Source organism: Phaeobacter sp. S60, assembly GCF_000826845.1.
GTDB lineage: Bacteria > Pseudomonadota > Alphaproteobacteria > Rhodobacterales > Rhodobacteraceae > Phaeobacter > Phaeobacter piscinae.
This window is the reverse complement of the sequence record NZ_JSWJ01000028.1, coordinates 12,592-33,233: the sequence shown is the minus strand read 5'-3', so window position 1 is coordinate 33,233 and position 20,642 is coordinate 12,592. Positions and strand designations below refer to the sequence as shown.

Genomic DNA, 20,642 nt, shown 5'->3' with positions numbered 1-20,642 from the left:
ACTGCCGCCCCTTCGGAAAGACCCGCCATGACCGCCACACCCGCAGCGCCACAGGGCGACCACCAGACAAGTGCGGGAGATTCGCGGATCGGTCCAACCTTGGTGGGGATCGGCGCACAAAAATGTGCCTCCACCTTCATCCATGCCGCCCTTGGCGCCCATCCGGACGCCGCCGTGTCTGACCCGAAGGAACTGGATTTCTTCAGCGCCTATTTCGATCGCGGCTATCAATGGTATCGCAGCCATTTCGCCCATGGCGCCGACAAGCCCGTCAGGTTCGAGGCCTCTCCCTCCTATTTCTACGACCCACGCTGCCCCGGCCGGCTGAACGCTTTCGATCCCGAGATCAAGATTGTCTGCCTGCTGCGTGACCCGGTGGCCCGTGCCTATTCCAATCACCTGCATGAGGTGATCAATGGCCACATCCCTCCCCTCCCCTTTCATGAGGGGCTGGCCAACAATCCGGCCTATCTGGAACAGGGTCTCTACAGCCGTCATCTGGGCCGCTGGCTAGCCGCCCTTGGCCGCGACCGTGTCTTGGTGATGCTGGCAGAGGAGATCAGCGCGGACCCGGTTGCCGCCGCGCAGAAGGTCTATCGCTTTGCCGGGCTGGACGACAGCCATGTCTCACCGGTGTTGCACGAACGCCGGAACGAGAGTGACCGCCCCCGCCTGCCGACCCTGCGCCGCGCGCTTCGTGCGGGGGGGGATCAACTGCGCAAGGCGGGGCTTGAGGATGGTCTGGCACGGCTGAAATCCACCGGCCCGGTGTCGGCTCTGCTGCGCGCCAACAGCCAGAATATGCGCGAAGTGGTGCCGCCCCTCCGGGACAGCGACATCGCCACGCTGCGGACCTATTTCGCAGATGACCTGCGTCAGCTCCCAGCGCTGTTGGAACGTGACAGCCTGCCCTGGGAAAGCTGGCATGCCTTGCAACGCTAAACAGCAATGTACACACCTGTACATTGCGTCTTGATCAGAACAGGATAGCGTCCTGCGCAATAAGCAGATCCAGCGTCAGCGCCTCTCCCCTGTCATCAATCACCGCAACATTAATCCAGCCATCTTCTCCCTCGACTTGCAAAAGGTCGCGTGTCCCACGGCCGCGTTCCCCATCCAGCCAGCGCAGCTGTTCTGCGCCATCAAGGTCGAACCGGGTCAGATCCAAAGTGTCCCCGTGGGACAGGGTGAAATCATTGACCCGGTCGGCAGGGCCGCCCTGGCTGAAGATAAAAGTATCAGCACCACCCCCGCCCCGCAGCTGATCGCGACCGATACCGCCATCCAGAACATCCTCTCCACCGCCACCGGCCAGACGATCCTTGCCGCGCCCCCCAAATAGGAAATCATCGCCCCCTTTGCCGCGTAGAATATCACGGCCTTTATCCCCGTAGAGATGATCTGCGCCACTGTTGCCGACCAGTTGATCCGCTCCGGCGCCGCCGTGGATCAGGTCGGCGCCATCGCCGCCAAACAGATCCTCTGCCTGATCGGTCCCCTCCTGCTCGGTTGCGAAGTTGGGCGAACCGTCCCGTTCCTGTCCCGGCAGGGACACATCGGTAATCACGGCAACCAAGGGCGGCGCGTCCGGGTCTGGAGTCCCAGCCCATGCCGCCTGATTTTCCGACACAGCCCAGAGGTCCGCAAAGCTCTTGACCGCGCCGGAATACCACAGCCCCCCCGGCATATCGGCACCGCTCAGATCGGCAAGAACCTTGCCATCCACCCGGAAAATCGCGCCTGTACCTGTCAGCTCAATCTCGTAGGTGTGCAGCCCCGCCGCCGCGTCAAACCCAAGGTCGACAACCAGTGGCCCCGCAGGGGCGTCCGCGAGACGCACGCGGCTGCCATCCTCTGCTTCCATATGAATGCTCAGTTGCGCCTGACGGGTGTTAGCGCCGACAAATTCGAAATCGAACTCCAGCCAACGGTCATTGCGATAGTCCTCCTGATAGAGAAACATGCCAAAAACCGTACCGTCCTGCATCTGCGGCGCCTGCGCTGTCCAGCTCCAGGTGCCGGTCTCATGGGCGGCCTCGGATTGCATCTCCCCACCGGTGAAGGTCCGCTCATCCGCGCCATTCTCAGATGTCAGATGCAGCTCAACCGCGCCCTCAGCATTGATCTGCACATTGTCCTGCGACCACTTGGTGTCCCGTGATTGTCCTGCGTTCCAGGTCGACACCAGCCAGTCGTCGTCATCGCGGACCTGACCCGGAACCCGCAGATCCACCGTTGGGGTCACGTCTGCCTGCGCGCTATCGGTTGATGCCATATCGATCACTCCAAACCTTCGTGCCGCGTGTGGCGGCGTTGCCTTGGGTTTGGTTCTCGGGGCGAACGATGGCAGGATTGTGCCTTAATTATCGCGCATTAAGGCCCCATTCATACAGTTTAACGCAAACTCAAGAACAGTTTTAGAGGGTTGCTTTTTAGTCGAATTGCACAGCGCAGCGGGACCGCCCAATAGACAGCCCGGTAGTCCCGACACAGCGCATCCCCCGATGCACCACCGGTGATAGTCCGGCGGCACCCGTATCGCGACCTCTCTGTCCCCGTGGGGACACTCAACATGATTGACCCGTATCGGCAGCGAAACGGGTAAGGTTAATGTGTATTCATATCTTAACGGCTTGAAAAGAAAAAAGGCTGCCCCACTGGGACAGCCTCTGTTCCGCGCTTATCTGGGCGCAGCTTCTACCAATAAGTGGGCCTAACTATTCTCACCATCCAAAGCGTCAAAAAACGCGCTGATCGCAGTCTCTAAGCGGCGCTGGTCAACCGCTGAGAAATCACGCTCCATCGCCATTTCTATACGGCCATCCCGCGCAAGGCAGCGCACTGTCCCCGCAGGGACAGTGCAGCGCAGCGTCGTTTTGGCCATGCCAGCCCGCTGGCTGGTGGTGGCTTCCGTTACGTCGGAGGCCGGTGTCTTCAACGCTTGGCGGAGCAGCGACAGTTCTTCCTCGGCACTTGAGAAGCTCCGCTCGCGCAGGCGCTGTTTGAGCGCAGGCAAGGCGGATGGGGTTTCCACGAGGTGTTTTTTCAGATCCAGCCCCAGCGCCCGCGGGATGGCTTCGGCAAAAGACAGCTCTGCTCCAATCAGCTCCAGCAGCTCCGCGAAGTGACGAATATAGCTCCGCTTCTGTCTCCCTGCCGAGGCATAAAGCAGCGCAACAGACTCTTCTACAGAGTCTGAACCGGTCTCAGGATCCTGCGCATAAGACAGCGCCAACTGTGCCATCTCGGCAAAAGAGATATCCCGCCGCACGAGGTTTTCATCCACCATCCGGCGGTAGAGACCTTGCAGTGTCTCTCCCCGTGCAACTAGGCCTGCCGGGATCAACCTGAACTGCTCATCCCCGGTTTCCTCATAGAGCGCGCGATAGGCTGACAGGCGGCGAAACCCCTGAACCAGCTGATACCCATCGCCGTCTTCCTCAACCCGGATCGGATTGGAAAGGCCGAGATCGCGAATAGACTCTTTCAACTCTTGCAGATCAGGATCCCGGTTGACGGCCCGGTCGCGGATTAGCTTGCTGGTGGAAATCTGATCCAGCGGGATCCGGTCGACCACAAGGCCAAGCGTCTTGAGCCGCACAAACTCATGCGCCAGCCGGTCATTCTCGGCGCGGATATTCTGCTCCACCTCAGCCCGCGTCCGCAACGCATCGGCGTTTTCGCTGATCGCTGTAGCCATCGGCCCGCGCCGGGCCTCGCCTGAGCGGAAGGCGGATTTCGTCTCCGGCGCACCGGTTGCGGGTAGTGGGGCCGATGCGGCAGGGGAGGGGGCCTCTGGTTTTGCGACTGGGGGCTCCGACGGAAAATCGATGTCGAACATTCTGCGTTTGCTCATGCCTCATCCTCCAACTGGGCCCATGCGGTCAGGGCGTTATCCTTGAATTCCATGTAAGCCTGATCAAACGAGGCGCGCGCGCGCCGCCAGGTTTCCCGCGTCATATCCCGATAGTCGATCTCATAGATTGAGCTCAGGAAGCGTCCCGATTGCTCCACCGCGCGGGTCATCTCGATCGGGTGCTCCGTCATCCTGTCGCCAAACACCTTCACAAATGCGTCGCGCATTGCCCGGTGCAGATCATTGCCGGATTCATAGCGGGTGAGCAGAAAGCGCACCTCCTGAAACACCTTCGGCAGGCTGAACGTCCCCGCGGGGACAACGCCATTGAAGGCAGAGAGATCCTCCAGCGCCTCGGAGAGCTGACCGATGAAGGAGGTCGTGGAGTCATATTCCCAGTAACCAGGACCCGACGGGATATAGAGCATGTCTGCTGCAAAAACCGCATTCATTGACTGGTAGCCAATCGCGGGCGGGCAATCGAAGATCATCATGTCATAATCTTCTGACGGCAGCTGATCGAGATAGCGCGACACCGCCGCAAAAAAAGACCACTCAGGATTGAGGTGTCGGTACTGGGCAGAGGCAAATTCCACAAAGGCGGCATTGGCGCAGCTGGGGATCACATCAATCGTGGGCCAGCTGGTGGGTTTAACAAAGTCGCTGATCCGCAGATCCTGAAGCCCCATGCCGGTGATGGCCTCCGGCAGTCGGCGTTCGGGCAGGGCAGCCCCGGACTCCGCGCCACGGGTGCTGGCGTTCATACGCTCAGTCTCGCGCACCAGATCGCGCGCCATGATGCCCCAGACTGTATAATCCTCCGTCACATCACTCAGCCCCATGGAATGGGAGAGCGTGGCCTGCGGATCGAAATCAACACAGAGCACACGGTACCCGTCCAAGGCGGCGGCATGGGCGAAATGCAGCGCTACGGTGGATTTGCCGGCGCCCCCTTTGAAGTTGGAGATCGCCACCCGCAGCGCCCGCTTTCCGGCGGGACGTTCGGGCATCAACGACTTGCGGTTCACCTTCAAGCGGCGGCGCAGCTCATTGATCTCCTCCAGCGAATACCAGCGCTGGCGGCCGTCTTCCTCGACATGGCCCTGCGGCAGACTGGGGTCTGCTGCTAGACGGCCGCGCAAGGTGGACTGGTTCACCTTAAAGATCAGCTCGGCCACCTCCCAGCTGGAGAACCGCCGCAGCGTCTTTTCCATCTTGGGAGAGAAGGTCTGCTGTCGGATCCAACTCTGCATTTTCAGCGATTGTGCCTGCATGTCTGCCAGGTCTTGATGGGTAAACATCTCTGCTCCTCGATCTTTGTAGTGCGCCCTTTTTGATCTAGCGGACGCTTTTCCTACCTGAAAATCGGTTTACGCCGAATTTGCAAAAAACGCAAAAGCTATTATTGTCCGAATGAGCGTCCTGTCCCCGCGGGGACCGCCTGCGATGAAAGATAGGCAAACCCCTTGTTTTTCAGGGCGCATGCGATTCGGTGGTGGGTGCCGCGCATGGACGATAATTGGCGTTTCCTTCGCCGATATAGGGGGACGTGATATTGAGCACCGCTGCATATAGGGGGACATTTTCGCCCTAATAGGGGACGTCCAAGTTGTCACCCAATACCATGAATACCAATTTTTGACTCAAAAATGGGATTGGGATCGAGAGGCAAACAACAGCGCTCTTGACAGAATCGCATCTCTGGACGCAAATCAGGTACACCAACTTAAAAACGTTGAGTTCGGGTCAGGCTTCATCGATAATCGCTGCTAGCTGCACCACATGACCCCGACCAAGATCAACAGGATCTCATGGCAAACATGAGACGACAGAGGCAGCCATCCAAGAACGGATGGAGACAAGAGGGCAGCCATGCTTGCCAGTAAACCCGTCGGGCGACAGGCCGCGGCGTTAAAATATGATATCCTCACTGCGTTGGGGACCTATGCTCTCTCGCTGGAGAAGGGGCCCCAGCGTCTGGTTCTGCGTTTCATGACCCTGATGACTGCACGCTATAATTGGCAACGCAATGAACTGGCGGTCGGGCAACGCGAGATTGCCCGGATGTGGTCCGTCGATGAACGCACAGTGAAGCGGGAGATGGCCAAGTTACGCGCCCTTGGCTGGCTGGTGGTCAAACGGCAGGGCGCGCGCGGGCGGGTCACCGAATATGGGTTTGATCTAGAGTGTATCCTGACGGACACCCGCGGATGCTGGGCGGCAGTTGGCCCTGATTTTGATCACCGGATGCGTGGCAGCGACGCGCCCGAGAAAAACGTGGTTCCTTTGATGACAGGAACAGCGGCACCCGCGCCAGATATCAGCGATGGCAGTGAGTGGAGCCTGGCGAAGGCGGTTTTGCATCAGGAAGACCCGGCCACCTATTCGGCATGGATACAAGCACTCAGCAGGGAGAGCAGGGCAGGGGGTCGGCTGATCCTGCGCGCACCAAGCCGGTTTCACGGCAACTATGTCACCGCACATCTGCAAGAGCGGCTGCTGGCCGCCTGTCATGATATCGATGCGGATGTGGATCAGCTGACGATCCTATCCTAGTAATGTGGGCACGAGGCTCCGCGACGAAAAACAGCCCCCAAGCGGCGGCTCGGAGGCTGTGAGATTAACGGCGTGGGGGTTCTCAGCGGCGCTGTGGCACCCGATCCTCAAATCGTTTGAAGGCCAGTGTGATCACCCCTGCGATGGCCATATAGACCAACGCCAGCAGCAACAGCGGCTCATAGACGATGAATGTATCCGACCGCACCCGAGAGGAGACCGCGTAAATGTCCAGAACGGTGATGGTTGCCACCAGCGGCGTTGCCTTCAGCTGCAGGATGGTTTCACCGCCAAGCGTAGGCAGAACGTTGCGGACAGCCTGCGGCAGCCAGATCCGGCGGAACATGGTCAGACGAGGCATCCCGTAAGCCTTGGCTGCCTCCAGCTGCCCCTTGGCCACACCAGAGAAGGCGCCACGCATTACTTCGCCCTCGTAACCGGCGTAGGAGAGTGTGAGCGCCAGAACGGCATAAGGCCAGGCCTGTCGCAGGTAAGGCCACAGCTCGCTGGAGCGGATCCAGGGGAATTGTGGAAACAGCGAGCCTAGCCCGTAGTAAAGCAGCCAGATCTGCAACAACAACGGCGTGCCGCGGATGACCGTGCAGAAAATGCGCGCGGGCGTTGAGAGATACCACGGTCCAACGGCCTGGGCGAGGCCAAGAGGCACCGCCAGTGCAAAGCCAAGAATGCTGGTGACCACAAGGATCCAGATAGTGGTCCACAACCCTTCCAGTGCCAGCGGCGCATAGGCCGGAATCCAATCCCAGCGCAACGACATCGCACACCAGACCACCAAGGCAGCGATCAGGGCCATCAGAACCAGCCGATGAGGCTTCATCAGAGATTTCAAGGCGGTCATTGGCGACCCTCCCGGAGCGAGGGCTGGCCGCGCCTTGCCCAGCGTTCGATCCAGCCGAAAATCACGCCCGAACAGAGCGTTACCATCAGGTAGAGCGCTCCGGCCGCGAGGAAGAACGTGAAATAAGCGCGCGTACTGCTGGCGGCCTGTCGGGTTTCCAGGGTCAGCTCGGCAAAGCCGACGATGGCCAGCAGGGCGGTATCCTTGGTGGCGATTAGCCAAAGATTGGCCAATCCCGGCGTCGCAAAGCTCATCATTGCAGGGATGGTCACCCGGCGCATGGTCATGAACGGTGGCATCCCGTAAGACCGTGCCGCCTCAATTTGACCAGGAGGCACCGCCTTGATGGCGCCGCGCAGCACCTCAGTGGCATAGGCGCCCTGCACAATGCCAAGCACCCAGATGCCCGCCACAATCCCGCTGATTTCCACCCGACCGTAGCCGAAACTGCCGGCGATTTTGTTGATCAGATCGGTGCCGACGTAATAGAGGATCAGGATCAGCACCAGTTCAGGCACGGCGCGGATCACAGTGGTGTAAATGGCGAGCAGATCGCGAAGGATCGGCCCGCCATAAAGTTTTCCGTAGGCCCCGAAAAGCCCGATGATCAGCCCCATACCAAAAGCCCCAAGGGCGATCTGGAGCGAATTGGCGAGGCCCCGCAACAGGTTGCCCCCCCATCCCGGCGGCGAGAGCGACAACAGCTGCGCGCTCTCGGCCAGACCAAACAGGTCGAGGAGTCCGGTCACGTTATGTCCTTACTCGGAGTAGATGCTGGTCGTGAAATACTTCGAGGTGATCTCGGCATGGGTGCCGTCGGCCAGGATTGCCGCGATCCCCTTGTTGAGGGCTGCCAGAACATCGCTGTCGCCCTTGCGCACGCCGGCGCCGACACCTTTGCCGAGGATCGCTTCATCATTGGCGACGGGGCCCTTGATCTCGCAGCAGCCACCGGCATCGGAGCCGACAAAGTCCGCCATGGCGATACTGTCGGCCTGGGTGGCGTCGATGCGACCGGCAAAGAGATCCTGATTGGCCTCATCCTGGGTCTGATAGACGCGCAGCTCGGAATCTTTGAAGTATTCCTGTGCATAGGTCTGGTGAATGGTGGAGGCCTGAATGCCAACAACTTTGCCCGCCAGTGATTCCGGTGTCGGTTCGATGTCCATCGACTTATCCGCCACGATCACCGCCGGGGTGTTGTAGTAGGGATCCGAGAAGTCGATGGTTTTCAGCCGTTCTTCGGTGATCGACATGGAGGCCATGATGGCGTCGATCTGCTGGCCGGTGAGGGAGGGAATGATGCCGTCCCAGGCCACAGGAGTAATGACACACTCCATCTCAGCCGCGGCGCAGACTGCATTGATCACGTCGATCTCCCAGCCCACCCACTGACCGGAGGAATCCAGTGAGGCAAAGGGCGGATAGGGTTCTGCGGCCACACCGATCTTGACCGGCTCTGCCTGCGCAACGGCACAGGTTGCAGCCACGGTCGCAGCAGCGAGGACTGTGGATTTGAGATTTGATATCATGGACATAACTGTCTCCCTGTTTTGTTATTTGTACGTGTTGTTATGCGTTAGGCGACCGAACTGAGGAACTGTTTCAGACGCTCTGATTTCGGATTGCCAAAGACCTCAGACGGGGGGCCTTGCTCTTCGATCCGACCTTCGAAGAGATAGACGACATGGTTTGCGACCTCGCGCGCGAATTTCATCTCATGGGTGACCAGCAGCATGGTGCGCCCTTCCGCCGCCAGATCGCGGATCACCGTCAGGACCTCCCCTACAAGTTCAGGATCAAGCGCCGATGTCGGTTCGTCAAACAGCATGACATTGGGATCCACAGCCAGCGCCCGGGCAATTGCGGCCCTCTGTTGCTGACCGCCAGAGAGGAAGGCCGGAAAGGCATCGGCCTTGTCGCCGAGGCCCACGCGGGCCAGGAGTTCATGCGCACGGTGGATCGCCTCGGAACGGGGCATCTTCAGCACATGAACCGGCACTTCGATCACATTTTCCAACAGGGTACGGTGGGTCCAGAGGTTGAACTGTTGAAACACCATCGCGAGACGGGTGCGAATGCGTTCGATCTGGCGGCGGTCGGCGGGGCTGCCATCCGGGCGCATCGCCACGGTTTCACCTGCGATGACGATTTCGCCTGAGTTGGGTGTCTCCAGAAAATTGATGCAGCGCAACATGGTCGATTTGCCGGAGCCGCTGCCGCCGATGATTGCCACCACATCGCCCTGTTTCGCGGTGAGGGATACGCCCTTCAACACCTCCAGCGACCCGAAGGATTTGTGCAGATCGCTAACACGGATCGCCTCGGTCTGCGTGTGGGGTTCCACCGGCGTCTCAGCACGCGCCTGTGCAGGGGCAGATGCTGTCGAAAGCGGAGCAGGGTCTGCGGCAGCCGGATCGGGCATTTTCTGATGTCCTCATATTTCGGCTTGTAGTAAGGCTGACTTGGAGTAATTATGCAAGTGTATAATTACTGACAGCGTGACTGCGCAGCACATTGGAGAGCCCCGTGTCAGGTGAACGCCGGAAATTTAAGCGCGCGACCGCACAGGAGCGGAAAGAGGCGCTGATCCTCGCAACTTTGGAGTTGGTGGCCGAGAAAGGTGTGCGCGGCGCAACCGTGCGCGATATTGCTGAGCGGGCGGATGTGACTCAGGGGCTGATCCGGCATTATTTTTCCTCCAAGGAAGACCTGATGACCGCCGCCTATGAGCATCACATGGTCTTTATCAGTGATCTGACCTTTGCCCCGGTTGCCGGGATGGAAGGAACCGCCCGCGCCCGTCTGGCGGGGTTTGTCGAGGCGTCTTTGCTGCCACCGGTGGTGGAGCCGACGGCGGTGGCGCTTTGGGCCGGGTTTTTGAACAAAGTGCAGCAGGATCCGCAGATGCGGCAGATCCACCAACGCACCTATGACTATTTTCGCGACAAGCTGGGCGAGTTGATCGCTGCCGCGCTGGACGAGGCGGGGACCCCCGTCGACGCGGCGCGGCTGCATCATTTGGCGGTGGCCTGTAACGCGGTGATCGACGGGCTCTGGATGGAAGGCGGTGCCTTGCCGGAGGCGTTTGAAGAGGGCGAATTGCCGATGATCGGATTGGAATCCGTGGGCGCAATTCTGGGATTGAACTTGCAGCATAAGGCAGAACAGCCATGAGAATGACCGATGTGACCAGGCGGCTGGCGGGGCTTGGCGGGGCCAAGTGGGAGGTGCATCTGACCGCGCGCGAGATGATCGCCGCCGGCGCGGATATCATCGAGATGACCATTGGTGAACCGGATGTGCCCACACCTGAGGCGCTGATGCAGACTGCCGGTGCCGCGATGATGGCCGGGCGCACCGGCTATTCGGACGGGCGCGGCGAGGCCAACCTGCGCCAGGCCCTTGCAACACGCTACAGCGCCAGCACCGGGCGGGCTTTGGGGCCGAACAACGTGCTGTGCTTTCCGGGCACACAGACCGCGCTTTATGCGGTCCTGATGGGGGTCGCCGAGCACGGGGACGAGGTTCTGGTGGGCGATCCCATGTACGCCACCTATGAAGGCGTGATCCGGGCAAGTGGCGCCAACATGGTGCCGGTGCCGTTGCGGCCCGAGCATGGGTTTCGGATGCAGGCCGATGATATCGCAGAAAAAATCACCCCCCGCAGCCGCGCCATTCTGCTGACCACACCGCACAATCCTACGGGGTCCATTCTGACGGTTGAGGATCTCGACGCCATTGGACGGCTGGCGGAGGTGCACGACCTGTGGATCATCTCGGATGAGGTTTACGAGCAGCTGGTGTTTGACGCGGCGGAATTTGTGTCGCCGCTGGCGCGCGCGGCCTTTGCCGAGCGGGTGATTGTGGTGTCGTCGATCTCCAAATCACATGCGGCGCCGGGGTTCCGCAGTGGCTGGTGTATTGCCAGCACGGCCTTCTGTGACGGGTTGCTGCCGCTGTCGGAGACGATGCTGTTCGGCAATCAGCCTTTCATCGCGGATATGACGGAGCAGGCGGTGCGCGAAGGTTCGCCCGTGGCGGAGGGGATGCGCAGACGATTTGCAGCGCGTGCGGCAAAGCTGGCAGAGCGGTTGCACCGCGACACGGCTTTGCGGGTGCACCGCGCGAAGGCTGGCATGTTTGCCATGATTGATGTGGCAGCAACCGGTCTGGACGGTGACGCCTATGCGCAGGACCTGTTGCACAGCGCCGGGGTTGCCGTGATGCCGGGATCATCCTTCGGTGAGAGCTTGCGGGGCTGGGTGCGGGTGGCACTCACGATTGAGGATGACGCATTTGATCGCGCGCTGACGCGTATCGTGGATCATGCCAGCCGCACATCAGCGGAGGTCGCATGACCATGGGGGATCACAAAACCGCAACACCCACAGTTGGTGAGGCGCTGGTTGAGGAACTGGCCGCACGCGGTGTGCAACATGTCTTTGGCATACCGGGGGTGCATACGGTCGAGCTTTACCGTGGGCTCGGGAAATCTGATCTTCGCCATATCACGCCGCGCCATGAACAGGGCGCCGGGTTTATGGCGGATGGATATGCACGGGTGTCCGGTCGGCCTGGCGTTGCCTTTGTCATCACGGGGCCGGGGCTGACCAACACGCTGACCCCAATGGCGCAGGCGCGGGCGGATTCGGTGCCGATGCTGGTGGTGTCGGGTGTGAACGAGAGCGGCTCTCTGGGGCAAGGAATGGGCCATCTGCATGAGTTGCCGGATCAGCATGCCCTTGCGAAGATGGTTGCGCTGAGGTCAGAGCATGTTGCGGCACCGCAGCAGCTGACGCCCGCTTTGGATCAGGCATTTGCACCAATTGCGGGCGCTGCGCTGTCTCGGCCCGGTCCCACCCATGTGCAGATCCCGCTGGATATCGCAGGGGTTGCCGCCGAGGAGGACACTGGGCAAGAAACTATCCCAACTGATGAGCAGGGCAGGGGGCGTGTATCCCCGGCAGATCTGGCGGCGCTGATGCAGCGCCTAACCGCAGCGGAACGTCCCGTGATCCTGGCCGGGGGCGGCGCGCGGTTCTGTGCGGATCAAGTGCGTCAGCTGGCAGAATATCTGGGCGCGCCCGTGGTCCAGACCGTTAACGCGCGCGGCGTGATGTTTGACCACCCGTTGTCGGTGCCTGCCAGCCCCAGCCTCGGCTCGGTACGCAAATTGATCGAGGCGGCGGATCTGGTGTTGGCACTTGGCACTGAGCTGGGACCGACAGATTACGATATGTATGCCACCGGAACCATGCCGCAGATGCCAGGGTTGATCCGGGTCGACCTTTGTTCGGATCAGCTGGCGCGCCACAGGGCGGAGCTAGCGATCCAGGATGATGTTGCGGCTGTTTTGTCGGCGGTGCTGGCTGAATGGAAACCGGATGTGCATAGCCCAACCGATTGGGGCATCGGATTGGCTGAACAGACCCGGACGGCTGCCTGGGACGAAATCGGCGAGAGCTATCGCGCTCAGGTTACGGTGCTGAAAGCGCTGCGCGCGGCGGTGCCGGGGGCAATTGTCGTCGGAGATTCCGCCCAGCCGATCTATGCGGGAAACCTTTACTATGACCACGACCGCCCCGGCGGCTGGTTCAATGCGGCGACCGGCTATGGCGCGCTTGGCTATGGAATCCCCGCTGCCATTGGTGCGGCCGTTGCCGCGCCTGAGGCGCCGGTTATCTGTATCACCGGCGATGGTGGCGCGCAGTTTTCGCTGCCCGAGATTATGACGGCCGTTGATGAGGCTTTGCCGATCACGTTCATCGTCTGGAACAACCACGGTTATCAGGAAATTGCCCGGTCGATGCAGGATGTCGGCGTGCCGGTGGTCGGCTGCGATCCGACACCACCGGATTTTGCAGCAACGGCACGCTCCTTCGGGATCTCGCATCGTGCGGTTTCGGCGGATCCGCAGGAGGTTGCCGCCGCAGTGAAGAGCGCGGCGACGGAAACCGGCCCCCGCATGATCGAAATCACCACCCCCAAATTCCTGCCAACACTGGCGACAAAGGACTGAGATATGACCAACCCTACCTATGAATTCACCCGCGCCATCACCCGCCGCCCGGCCTCCAGCATCACGGATGGGCTGCGCGCGGAGGACATCGGCACCCCCGATCTGGACAAGATGCTGGCCGCCCATGCCGATTATGTCGCCGCCCTGAAAAGCACGGGTGCCGAGGTGATCGAACTGCCGCCGCTGGAAGCCTTCCCGGATGCGGTTTTTGTGGAGGACACAGCGCTTTGCCTGCCGAAAGGCGCGGTGCTGATGCGTCCCGGCGCGCCGTCGCGACTGGGAGAGGTGGCCGAAATGGCGCCAACCCTGCGCCAGTGCTATGATGAGGTGCGCGAGATCAAAGGCCCTGGATTTATCGAAGGCGGCGATATTCTGGTCACGGAGCGCGAAATCCTTGTCGGTCGCTCGGCTAGGACTGATGCGGCGGGCGTTGCGGAGCTGGCGGAGATTGTCGCCGACTGGGGCCACAGCCTGCGCGAAGTTTTCACACCAGAGGGGGTGCTGCACTTCAAGACAGATTGTTCGTTGATGGACGGTGAGACCATTTTGTCCACCAAACGGCTGGATGCGTCCGGTTGTTTTGAGGGCTACCGGGTGCTGCATGTGGCTGAGGGTGAAGAAGCAGCTGCCAACGCCATCCGCTACAACAATCTGGTGCTGATGGCGGCGGATTTCCCACGCACGGCAGAGATGCTGGACCGGGAGGGGTTTGAGGTCGTTCAGATCAGCAACACGGAATGTGCCAAGCTTGACGGCGGCATGTCCTGCCTGTCGCTGCGCTTCTGAAGCAGCCCAAACGTGGATCTCTCCCGGTTTCGGGAGGGATCTGCCCGCATATGGTTGAAACTTGGCGCTGAGGCCCCTTATGAAAGGCAATCGGGCGGACAAAGACCATTGAGGCAGCGGCATGAGCGGGACAGAACGGATTTGCGTGATCGGGCTTGGCTATGTCGGGCTGCCGCTGGCGGTTGAGTTTGGCAAATCCCGTCCGGTGGTCGGGTTTGATATCAGCGCCGAGCGTATTGACGCGTTGCGGGCCGGTCAGGACAGCACCCGCGAGATCAGTGCCGAGGCCTTGTCCAGCGCTGAGCATCTGACACTGACCGCTGACCCGGCGGAGATCGCCGACTGTACGATCTTCATTGTGACCGTCCCGACCCCAATCGACGACAGCCGCCGACCGGATCTGACGCCGCTGCTGCGCGCGTCTGAAACGGTTGGGCAGGTTCTGAAACCCGGCGATCTGGTGATCTATGAATCGACGGTCTACCCCGGCGCCACCGAAGAGGACTGCGTGCCCGTTTTGGAACACTTGTCCGGACTGACATTCAACCGCGATTTCTATGCGGGCTATAGCCCGGAACGGATCAATCCCGGTGACAAGACGCGCCGCCTGCCGGATATCGTCAAAGTCACCTCCGGTTCGACCCCGGAGACAGCGGATCGGGTGGACGCGCTATACCGTGAGATTGTGACGGCGGGCACCCACAAGGCTGAGAGCATTCGCGTGGCCGAGGCCGCCAAAGTGATCGAGAACAGCCAACGTGATATCAACATCGCGCTGATCAATGAGCTGGCCAAGATCTTCAATCGCATGGATATCGATACCGAAGCGGTTCTGCGCGCGGCGGGGACGAAGTGGAATTTTCTTAATTTTCGCCCGGGTCTGGTGGGCGGACATTGCATCGGCGTTGACCCCTATTACCTGACCCACAAGGCAGAACAGCTGGGCTATCACCCCGAAATCCTGTTGGCAGGGCGGCGTCTGAATGACGGAATGGGGTCCTATGTTGCCAGCCAGATGGTCAAGTCCATGCTGAAACGCAAGATGGCGGTTGCCGATGCACGGGTGTTGGTGATGGGGCTGACCTTCAAGGAGAACTGCCCTGATTTGCGCAATACACGGGTGATCGACGTCGTGCGTTGCCTTGAGGAGTTTGGCCTGACAGTGGATGTCCATGATCCCCACGCGGACCCTGATGAAGCACGGGCTGAATACGGTGTGGATCTTGTCGCGGAGCCGCAGGCGGGCGGTTATGATGGCATGGTCCTGGCGGTGGCCCATCAGGAGTTTCGCGACATGGGCGCTGCGCAGATCCGGGCCTTGGGCCGGGCTGATGCGCTGCTCTATGATCTGAAGTATGTGCTGAGGCCGGATCAGTCAGACCTGCGGCTCTGAGCGGCGGCATAGTCTCTAGTACAAGTTATTTTGGAACCTTCGGCAGCTTGCCCCCGCGCCAATAGGCGCCGGTGTCTTCGCGCAAGGCCTCATAGGTGCGGATTCTGTCCTGTGCATCCTGGCCTCCGGCGTCGACGAGATGGGTCAGCAGACAATCCAGAACAGCCATCGCGCCGGCGTAGCCGCCAAAGGGGTGCAACGCGTTATCCGCGACCAGTAACAGGTGGTCCGGCTGTAGTCCCGGCGCGATAACTTCGCTGTCGGAGATCAGGATCAGCGTCGCCCCCTTGCTGCGGGCCAGCCGCAGGGCTTGCAACGTTTCAGAGGAATAGGGGGCGAAGGTCATGGCGATCAGGCAATCCTCTGCGTCGATCTCCATCAGTTCGTCAACCGTAGCACCCATGTGACGGGGCACCAGATCCAGACTGGGCAAGGCCATGCGCCCGACGTAGTGAAAATAATAGGCCAGGGCGTAGCTGGCGCGGGTTGCGGTCACATAGCAGCGCCGCGTGGAACTGAGTGCGGTGACAATGGCGGCGGTCCGGTCCGGGGTCATCAGCCGCAGGGACCTGGCCACGATGTTCACCTCATTGCGGGTAATGCGACCGTGACGGGCGGTGTCGGCGGCCTGTTCCAACCGATCCAGCCAACCAAGACCCAGACCGCCCTCGCGTACGGTGGTCAGTGCGGCACGAAAGGGCGCGCGCAGGGCTTCGAAACTGTCAAACCCAAGATGTGCGGCCAGCCGGACCAGTGAATTGGCACTGACGCCGGCCTTGGTCGCGGAGACACGGATCGGATCAAGCCCGAAGTCTCCGGGCGTGTCGATGATATATTTCGCCGCCGCCGAGAGGGCCGGGGGCAGGCTGTCGATCTGGGTTTTTAGCTGATCGAGCAGGCGATGGGTCTGTCGGGGATCAAGGTGCGGGTCCATACCGGCAGTTCAGACCATTTGTGTGATAGAGTGCAAGGCGGAACATATGTTTTGCCCCCGCCGGGGGATCGTTGGTCGGTCCGGCGGGGGCAGATGCGTTGATCTGTCAGGCGGATGCCGCCTGCAGGTCTGATGCGTTGCTTTGCGTGATTGATCCATCGTCTGCCACGGTGATCCGTTCACCATGGGCCAGCTGGTCGAGCCCCTTGCAGGCCACCAACATCAGAATGTCCTTCTCACGCGCGACAATCGCCATATGGCTCAGCCAGCCGCCAACCTCGCTGAGGACGGCTCCCGACCGCTGCACATAGGGCAGCCAAGCGGGGTTGATCATGCGGCAGGCGAGGATATCGCCATCCTGAAAACCGTCAAAGACATCAGGGCCAATGGCGGTTTCATCCTCGATCCAGAACACGCGGGCCTCAACACTGCCGCTGCCCGCGACACAGGTGCCTCCGAGGCTGCCATCACCGGATCCCGCCTGCGCCCCAAGTGACAGCAGTTCACAGTCGCGCAGCGTGAGACTGACTGCGGTCGGCGCGGATGGCTTGCGCAGCTCCTCACGGTGCTTGCGGGCTGTGGCCTGATCTTTCAGCGCTGTGGGCTGGTCCCAGTTGCCGGTCATGATCTCGTCCATGTCCAGATAAAATACCAAGTCACCCAGACCGGAGCGGCTACCAAGTGCCAGCAACGCCCGGCGCAACTCTGCCAGAACCCGCAGGGCCTCGTGCTTGGCCTGCTCCTTCAGATCCTGATAGGCAATCGCCAGATCCAGCGTGTCACGCAGATCCTCGGGCAGGTTTGCCGGGGGAGTGACGGTGCCACTGATTGGCTCTACCGAACTGTCGAGCAGCGACGCGAGCAGGCTGGGGGCTTCCTTGTAGCGTGGTGCCGACAGCTCATAGTCAAAGATTGACCGATGCCCCATCAGAACCTGTGCGCGGCTTTCGGCCATCGGCCCGGTGCAGGATGCCAGCAGGCTGGACGGTGCATTGGGCAGTTCGGCATGCATCAGATGGGCACGCAGCGCAGAGTCACCTGATGCGGCGGCGCTGGCCTCGCCCATGGTGAAGCCTGCAAGAATATTCACCTTCTCAGCTTCGACATAGATGTCCGTGACAAAGAGGTCGCGCAGAGTCGTAATCGCCTCCAGTTGCTTGGGCAGCGGCAGGGCGGCGTAGTCCACGGCCTGCCAGAACGCCAGCTGATCGCTGAGCCGGGGCAGAACCTCCGCGTGGAAGCGGTCGATCATCGGACGGGCCTGTTTGCGCAGCTGCTTGGCCTTGGTTGCGGTCAACTTCAGCGTCATTTGCTCCTTCAGGTCGACATCGACGTAAGTCTTCCCAAAGAGGTTCACCAGATGACCGGCGCGGCCTTCGGGCAGGTTGTAGGGCACCGACAGGGCGCGGCAAGCCAGATCAACACTGCCCCCCGGTGACCAGAGACTGCCCATCAGCGAGAATGACAAGGGTGTCGGGCGCGGCAGAACCTCCGACATTTCGTCCTGTTCCAGAATGGTTTGGTCCGGATCAGCGTCCGCGTAGTGGTCCAGCAGATCACGCCATTCGGCCAGACGGGTTTGCTCCTGTTCGGTGCCGAGCGATAGCGTGGTGATGTCGCGGCTTTGCACAATCTGAAACTGACCGTTGGCATAGGCCCATTCGACATCCTGCGGGGCGCCGAAGGTCTCTTCGATGTGTTGCCCAAGCGCCAGAAGCGGTGCCATGTTTAGCGTCTGGTCCTGATCCTCGGATGCAGGCAATCCTGTGTAGCGGCCAAACCGCAGGCTGGTGGGGGTGACGCGGCCGGAGACCAGATCCTCTCCGCAGCCTTCGACCCATTCGATCATGCACATGCCCGGCGCCATGGGATCCTGTGTGAACAGGACACCGGCATATTCAGCCTGCACCATTTCCTGAACCACGATATTACCCTGATCGGTGCTGTCGCCATCTCCTGCGTAGCTGGCGGCGCGGTCTGAGGAGAAGCTGGTCACCACCTCATCAAGGGCTGCGCGCATGGTCTCTGCGGTCACATCGAGGACGGATTCGAAAACCCCGGCAAAACTCTGATCGGCGCCGTCCTCATTGCTGGCAGAGGAGCGCACAGCGACCGGTTTGCCGCCAGCTAGGCCGAAGACCTTGGCCGCAAAGGCGTCTTTCTGGGCGTCGGACATGTCGCGGTAGTCGTGGATCGCATCAGAGCGCACGATCACGCCGCCGGGCACCGGCAGGCCTGCGTTGCGCAGAATCGACAGGCGCAGGGCCTTGTTGCCGGCGTGTTCCAGCTCCTCTGTGCAACCCATCGGGATCACGCCGCGCGGCAGTTTGGCGAGGCGGCGTTTGTGGGCGCGCAAGGCGATGGCGTCGCCAAGCTGGCGGTGCATGCCTGTCACATAGGCGCGCTGCACCAGCAACAGCGTCAGACTGAAGCAGAGATAGGTATTGGCCGCACCCGACAGGCTGAACACCATGGCAAAGAGCGCAGGCATGCCCAGCACCATCCACAGCAGTTTCTGGCGCTTGGTTTTGGCGACGGCCCACAACAGGTAAACCGCAGCAAGCGCGCAGAACAGCACCGGCAAGATGAACAGCGGATCGGGCAGGCCGAGGTCTGCCATCCAAAGGAATGGCGTCTGCAGGCTGGCGCTGGCCTCTTGTGCGGCGGAGACGCCCAGCATCATCACCGGCAGGAACAACAACGCGCTGAGGTTTTTCATCGGTGTCAGGCCTTTGTCGGCATAAAACGCCTGCACTGCACGGGCCTTGCGTACGGGATCATCGGCCAGTCGTTCTTTCAGCGCCTTCATCTCATCCGCGGTTTCGGCAGTGGTGATCTGGTCACGCTCGGATTTCAGCGCGACCGGCAGGATCATGATCCGGGTGATCAGCGACAACGCCAGAAGGCCCAGCAGAATGTGACTGCGTTCATGCACCCAGAGGAGGGCGGTCACGAGGCCGGAGATCGCCTTGTCCCATAGGCCGCTCTGCTGGTCGGCAAGCCAGGCCTGAACATGCGGTTTGGGCGCCGGTGCGATAAAATACTCCCATGGCAACGTGTACCGTCCCCGGAAATCAAAGCCCTTTTGCGCCAATTCCAGACCCAGAACCTGGCTCATGAAACAACTGCGTCGATCATAGCAGGCGGCCAGCGTTGGTTTGCTGGGATCCAGCTCACTGATCCGTTGCATCAGATCGGCGGTGGTCATCTTGCGGATCGGAATGTTGACCGCTCCTGGCAGATGGCCCGCGTCAAAATCTCCGGGATAGCGGGTATCGACGATTTGCAGATCTTCGGTGGTCATCAAGGTGGTGAAATCGGCTGTGCTGAGGAGCACATCGCGGCCGGGATAGTCCGGGATCGCACGCAGATCGGAAAGGGTTTTCACATCCTTGTCGGAGAAATCCCGCCCTTCGACGATCCATTTTTCGATACCACCCGCGATAAAGCTGCAATCAATGCCCATCGCCGCCAGTTTGGCGCAGGTTTCGGAACTGCGGTTGCCATTGTGACAAAACAACACGACCTTCTGACCTGGCTGCACCGGGCGCGACTGCAGGAAGTCGGGGAAGCGGATATGGGTTGCGCCAGGCAGGGTGCCCATGGCGTTCTCACCGGTTTCACGGATGTCGTAGAACAGTGTTTGACCATCGTCGAGCGCGGTAGCGGCATCAGCGGTGGACATAGCCAACCGGTGATCTGATTGGCGCGAGAAACTGGTTTCCTTGAGTGTCGCATCCTTGATCTTGGTGCCGTCGAATTGCGCAGGTCGCACCAGGGTGGCCTGCAAACGGGCCTGTTCAACGGCGCGTTGGGTCGTGAACTGCCAGTAGTTCAGCATCGCCAGGGCCAGCGCTGCCAGCACCAAGCCGGTGATCAGTTTGACCGGGTATTGCTTCGATTCGGTCTTGCCCTTTGGTTGCAGGCCGAGTTTGGCTGCGACCACCGCACCAAGACCGGACACCATTGCGACCCCCACCGCCAACACCTGCGACAGAGAAGAGACCGAGCCAATCACCAGCTCCGGTGAGGGAATGGCCCAAGCCGCTGCGGGCGCCAGCGCCGACGAGAAAAGCACCGCCAGTAACAGGCGAGAAACGGGTGAGCGGGTGTGAATGCATTGTGGTATCACGGGAGGTCCTGCCGAGCTTGTGCCCGATCTTCAAATTTGTGACGAATTTTATACAAGAGCGCTGAAATCGTTACTGAAACGTTAATATCTATGACACACGTCGG

The 20,642-nt window shown here is 60.7% G+C and carries 16 protein-coding genes; 7 read left to right on the top strand and 9 right to left on the bottom strand.

Annotated features, from left to right (window positions below):
* Nucleotides 1–27: 27 nt before the first annotated feature.
* Entirely contained in the window at nucleotides 28–942 is a 915-nt protein-coding gene (locus tag OO25_RS19830; protein WP_040182330.1) for a sulfotransferase domain-containing protein, read from the top strand.
* A 34-nt stretch (nucleotides 943–976) separates the two neighbouring features.
* Here OO25_RS19830 and OO25_RS19825 read toward each other — a convergent pair whose 3' ends face one another.
* From OO25_RS19825 to OO25_RS19815, 3 genes are all read right to left on the bottom strand, one after another.
* Nucleotides 977–2,275: a family 16 glycosylhydrolase gene (locus OO25_RS19825; protein ID WP_040182500.1), complete on the bottom strand. Its 1,299-nt coding sequence runs from the start codon at nucleotides 2,273–2,275 to the stop codon at nucleotides 977–979.
* 438 nt (nucleotides 2,276–2,713) lie between these two features.
* A complete protein-coding gene (locus OO25_RS19820) occupies nucleotides 2,714–3,856 on the bottom strand; it encodes a ParB N-terminal domain-containing protein (protein WP_040182329.1) in 1,143 nt (380 codons plus the stop codon).
* Nucleotides 3,853–5,157: an AAA family ATPase gene (locus OO25_RS19815; RefSeq protein WP_040169701.1), complete on the bottom strand. Its 1,305-nt coding sequence runs from the start codon at nucleotides 5,155–5,157 to the stop codon at nucleotides 3,853–3,855. Before OO25_RS19815 ends, OO25_RS19820 begins: the two co-directional genes overlap by 4 nt.
* Nucleotides 5,158–5,728: 571 nt before the next feature.
* Between OO25_RS19815 and OO25_RS19810 the strand changes: the two genes are divergently transcribed.
* A complete protein-coding gene (locus tag OO25_RS19810) occupies nucleotides 5,729–6,412 on the top strand; it encodes a DnaA N-terminal domain-containing protein (protein WP_040169699.1) in 684 nt (227 codons plus the stop codon).
* Between the two features lie 82 nt (nucleotides 6,413–6,494).
* Here OO25_RS19810 and OO25_RS19805 read toward each other — a convergent pair whose 3' ends face one another.
* Genes OO25_RS19805 through OO25_RS19790 form a run of 4 tightly spaced genes read right to left on the bottom strand, consistent with a single transcriptional unit; the run spans nucleotide 6,495 to nucleotide 9,696 of the window.
* Nucleotides 6,495–7,271, bottom strand: a complete 777-nt coding sequence (locus tag OO25_RS19805; protein WP_040182328.1) for an ABC transporter permease — start codon at nucleotides 7,269–7,271, stop codon at nucleotides 6,495–6,497.
* Nucleotides 7,268–8,020, bottom strand: a complete 753-nt coding sequence (locus OO25_RS19800) for an ABC transporter permease (RefSeq protein ID WP_040169695.1) — start codon at nucleotides 8,018–8,020, stop codon at nucleotides 7,268–7,270. The genes OO25_RS19805 and OO25_RS19800 overlap by 4 nt, the downstream gene beginning before the upstream one ends.
* A 9-nt stretch (nucleotides 8,021–8,029) precedes the next feature.
* Nucleotides 8,030–8,809, bottom strand: a complete 780-nt coding sequence (locus tag OO25_RS19795) for a transporter substrate-binding domain-containing protein (RefSeq protein WP_082035375.1) — start codon at nucleotides 8,807–8,809, stop codon at nucleotides 8,030–8,032.
* A 41-nt stretch (nucleotides 8,810–8,850) separates the two neighbouring features.
* Nucleotides 8,851–9,696, bottom strand: coding sequence for an ABC transporter ATP-binding protein (locus tag OO25_RS19790; RefSeq protein WP_242407080.1), 846 nt, complete (start codon nucleotides 9,694–9,696; stop codon nucleotides 8,851–8,853).
* Nucleotides 9,697–9,800: 104 nt separating this feature from the next.
* On the opposite strand from OO25_RS19790, the gene OO25_RS19785 reads away from it, so the two are divergent.
* From OO25_RS19785 to tviB, 5 genes are all read left to right on the top strand, one after another.
* The gene (locus tag OO25_RS19785) at nucleotides 9,801–10,448 is read left to right on the top strand and encodes a TetR/AcrR family transcriptional regulator (protein WP_040169694.1); all 648 of its coding nucleotides are present in this window, start codon (nucleotides 9,801–9,803) and stop codon (nucleotides 10,446–10,448) included.
* Nucleotides 10,445–11,632, top strand: a complete 1,188-nt coding sequence (locus tag OO25_RS19780; protein WP_040182327.1) for a pyridoxal phosphate-dependent aminotransferase — start codon at nucleotides 10,445–10,447, stop codon at nucleotides 11,630–11,632. The genes OO25_RS19785 and OO25_RS19780 overlap by 4 nt, the downstream gene beginning before the upstream one ends.
* Before the next feature lie 2 nt (nucleotides 11,633–11,634).
* Nucleotides 11,635–13,293, top strand: a complete 1,659-nt coding sequence (locus OO25_RS19775) for a 5-guanidino-2-oxopentanoate decarboxylase (protein WP_040182497.1) — start codon at nucleotides 11,635–11,637, stop codon at nucleotides 13,291–13,293.
* Nucleotides 13,294–13,296: 3 nt separating this feature from the next.
* Nucleotides 13,297–14,079, top strand: a complete 783-nt coding sequence (locus OO25_RS19770) for a dimethylarginine dimethylaminohydrolase family protein (protein ID WP_040182325.1) — start codon at nucleotides 13,297–13,299, stop codon at nucleotides 14,077–14,079.
* Between the two features lie 121 nt (nucleotides 14,080–14,200).
* Complete coding sequence (gene tviB, locus OO25_RS19765; RefSeq protein ID WP_040182322.1) at nucleotides 14,201–15,472, top strand: Vi polysaccharide biosynthesis UDP-N-acetylglucosamine C-6 dehydrogenase TviB; 1,272 nt, start codon at nucleotides 14,201–14,203, stop codon at nucleotides 15,470–15,472.
* A 25-nt stretch (nucleotides 15,473–15,497) separates the two neighbouring features.
* Here the strand turns inward: tviB and OO25_RS19760 are convergent, their stop codons facing one another.
* Entirely contained in the window at nucleotides 15,498–16,406 is a 909-nt protein-coding gene (locus tag OO25_RS19760) for a MurR/RpiR family transcriptional regulator (protein WP_040182320.1), read from the bottom strand.
* A gap of 106 nt (nucleotides 16,407–16,512) precedes the next feature.
* Entirely contained in the window at nucleotides 16,513–20,373 is a 3,861-nt protein-coding gene (locus OO25_RS19755; RefSeq protein ID WP_369808878.1) for a PEP/pyruvate-binding domain-containing protein, read from the bottom strand.
* Nucleotides 20,374–20,642: the final 269 nt, after the last annotated feature.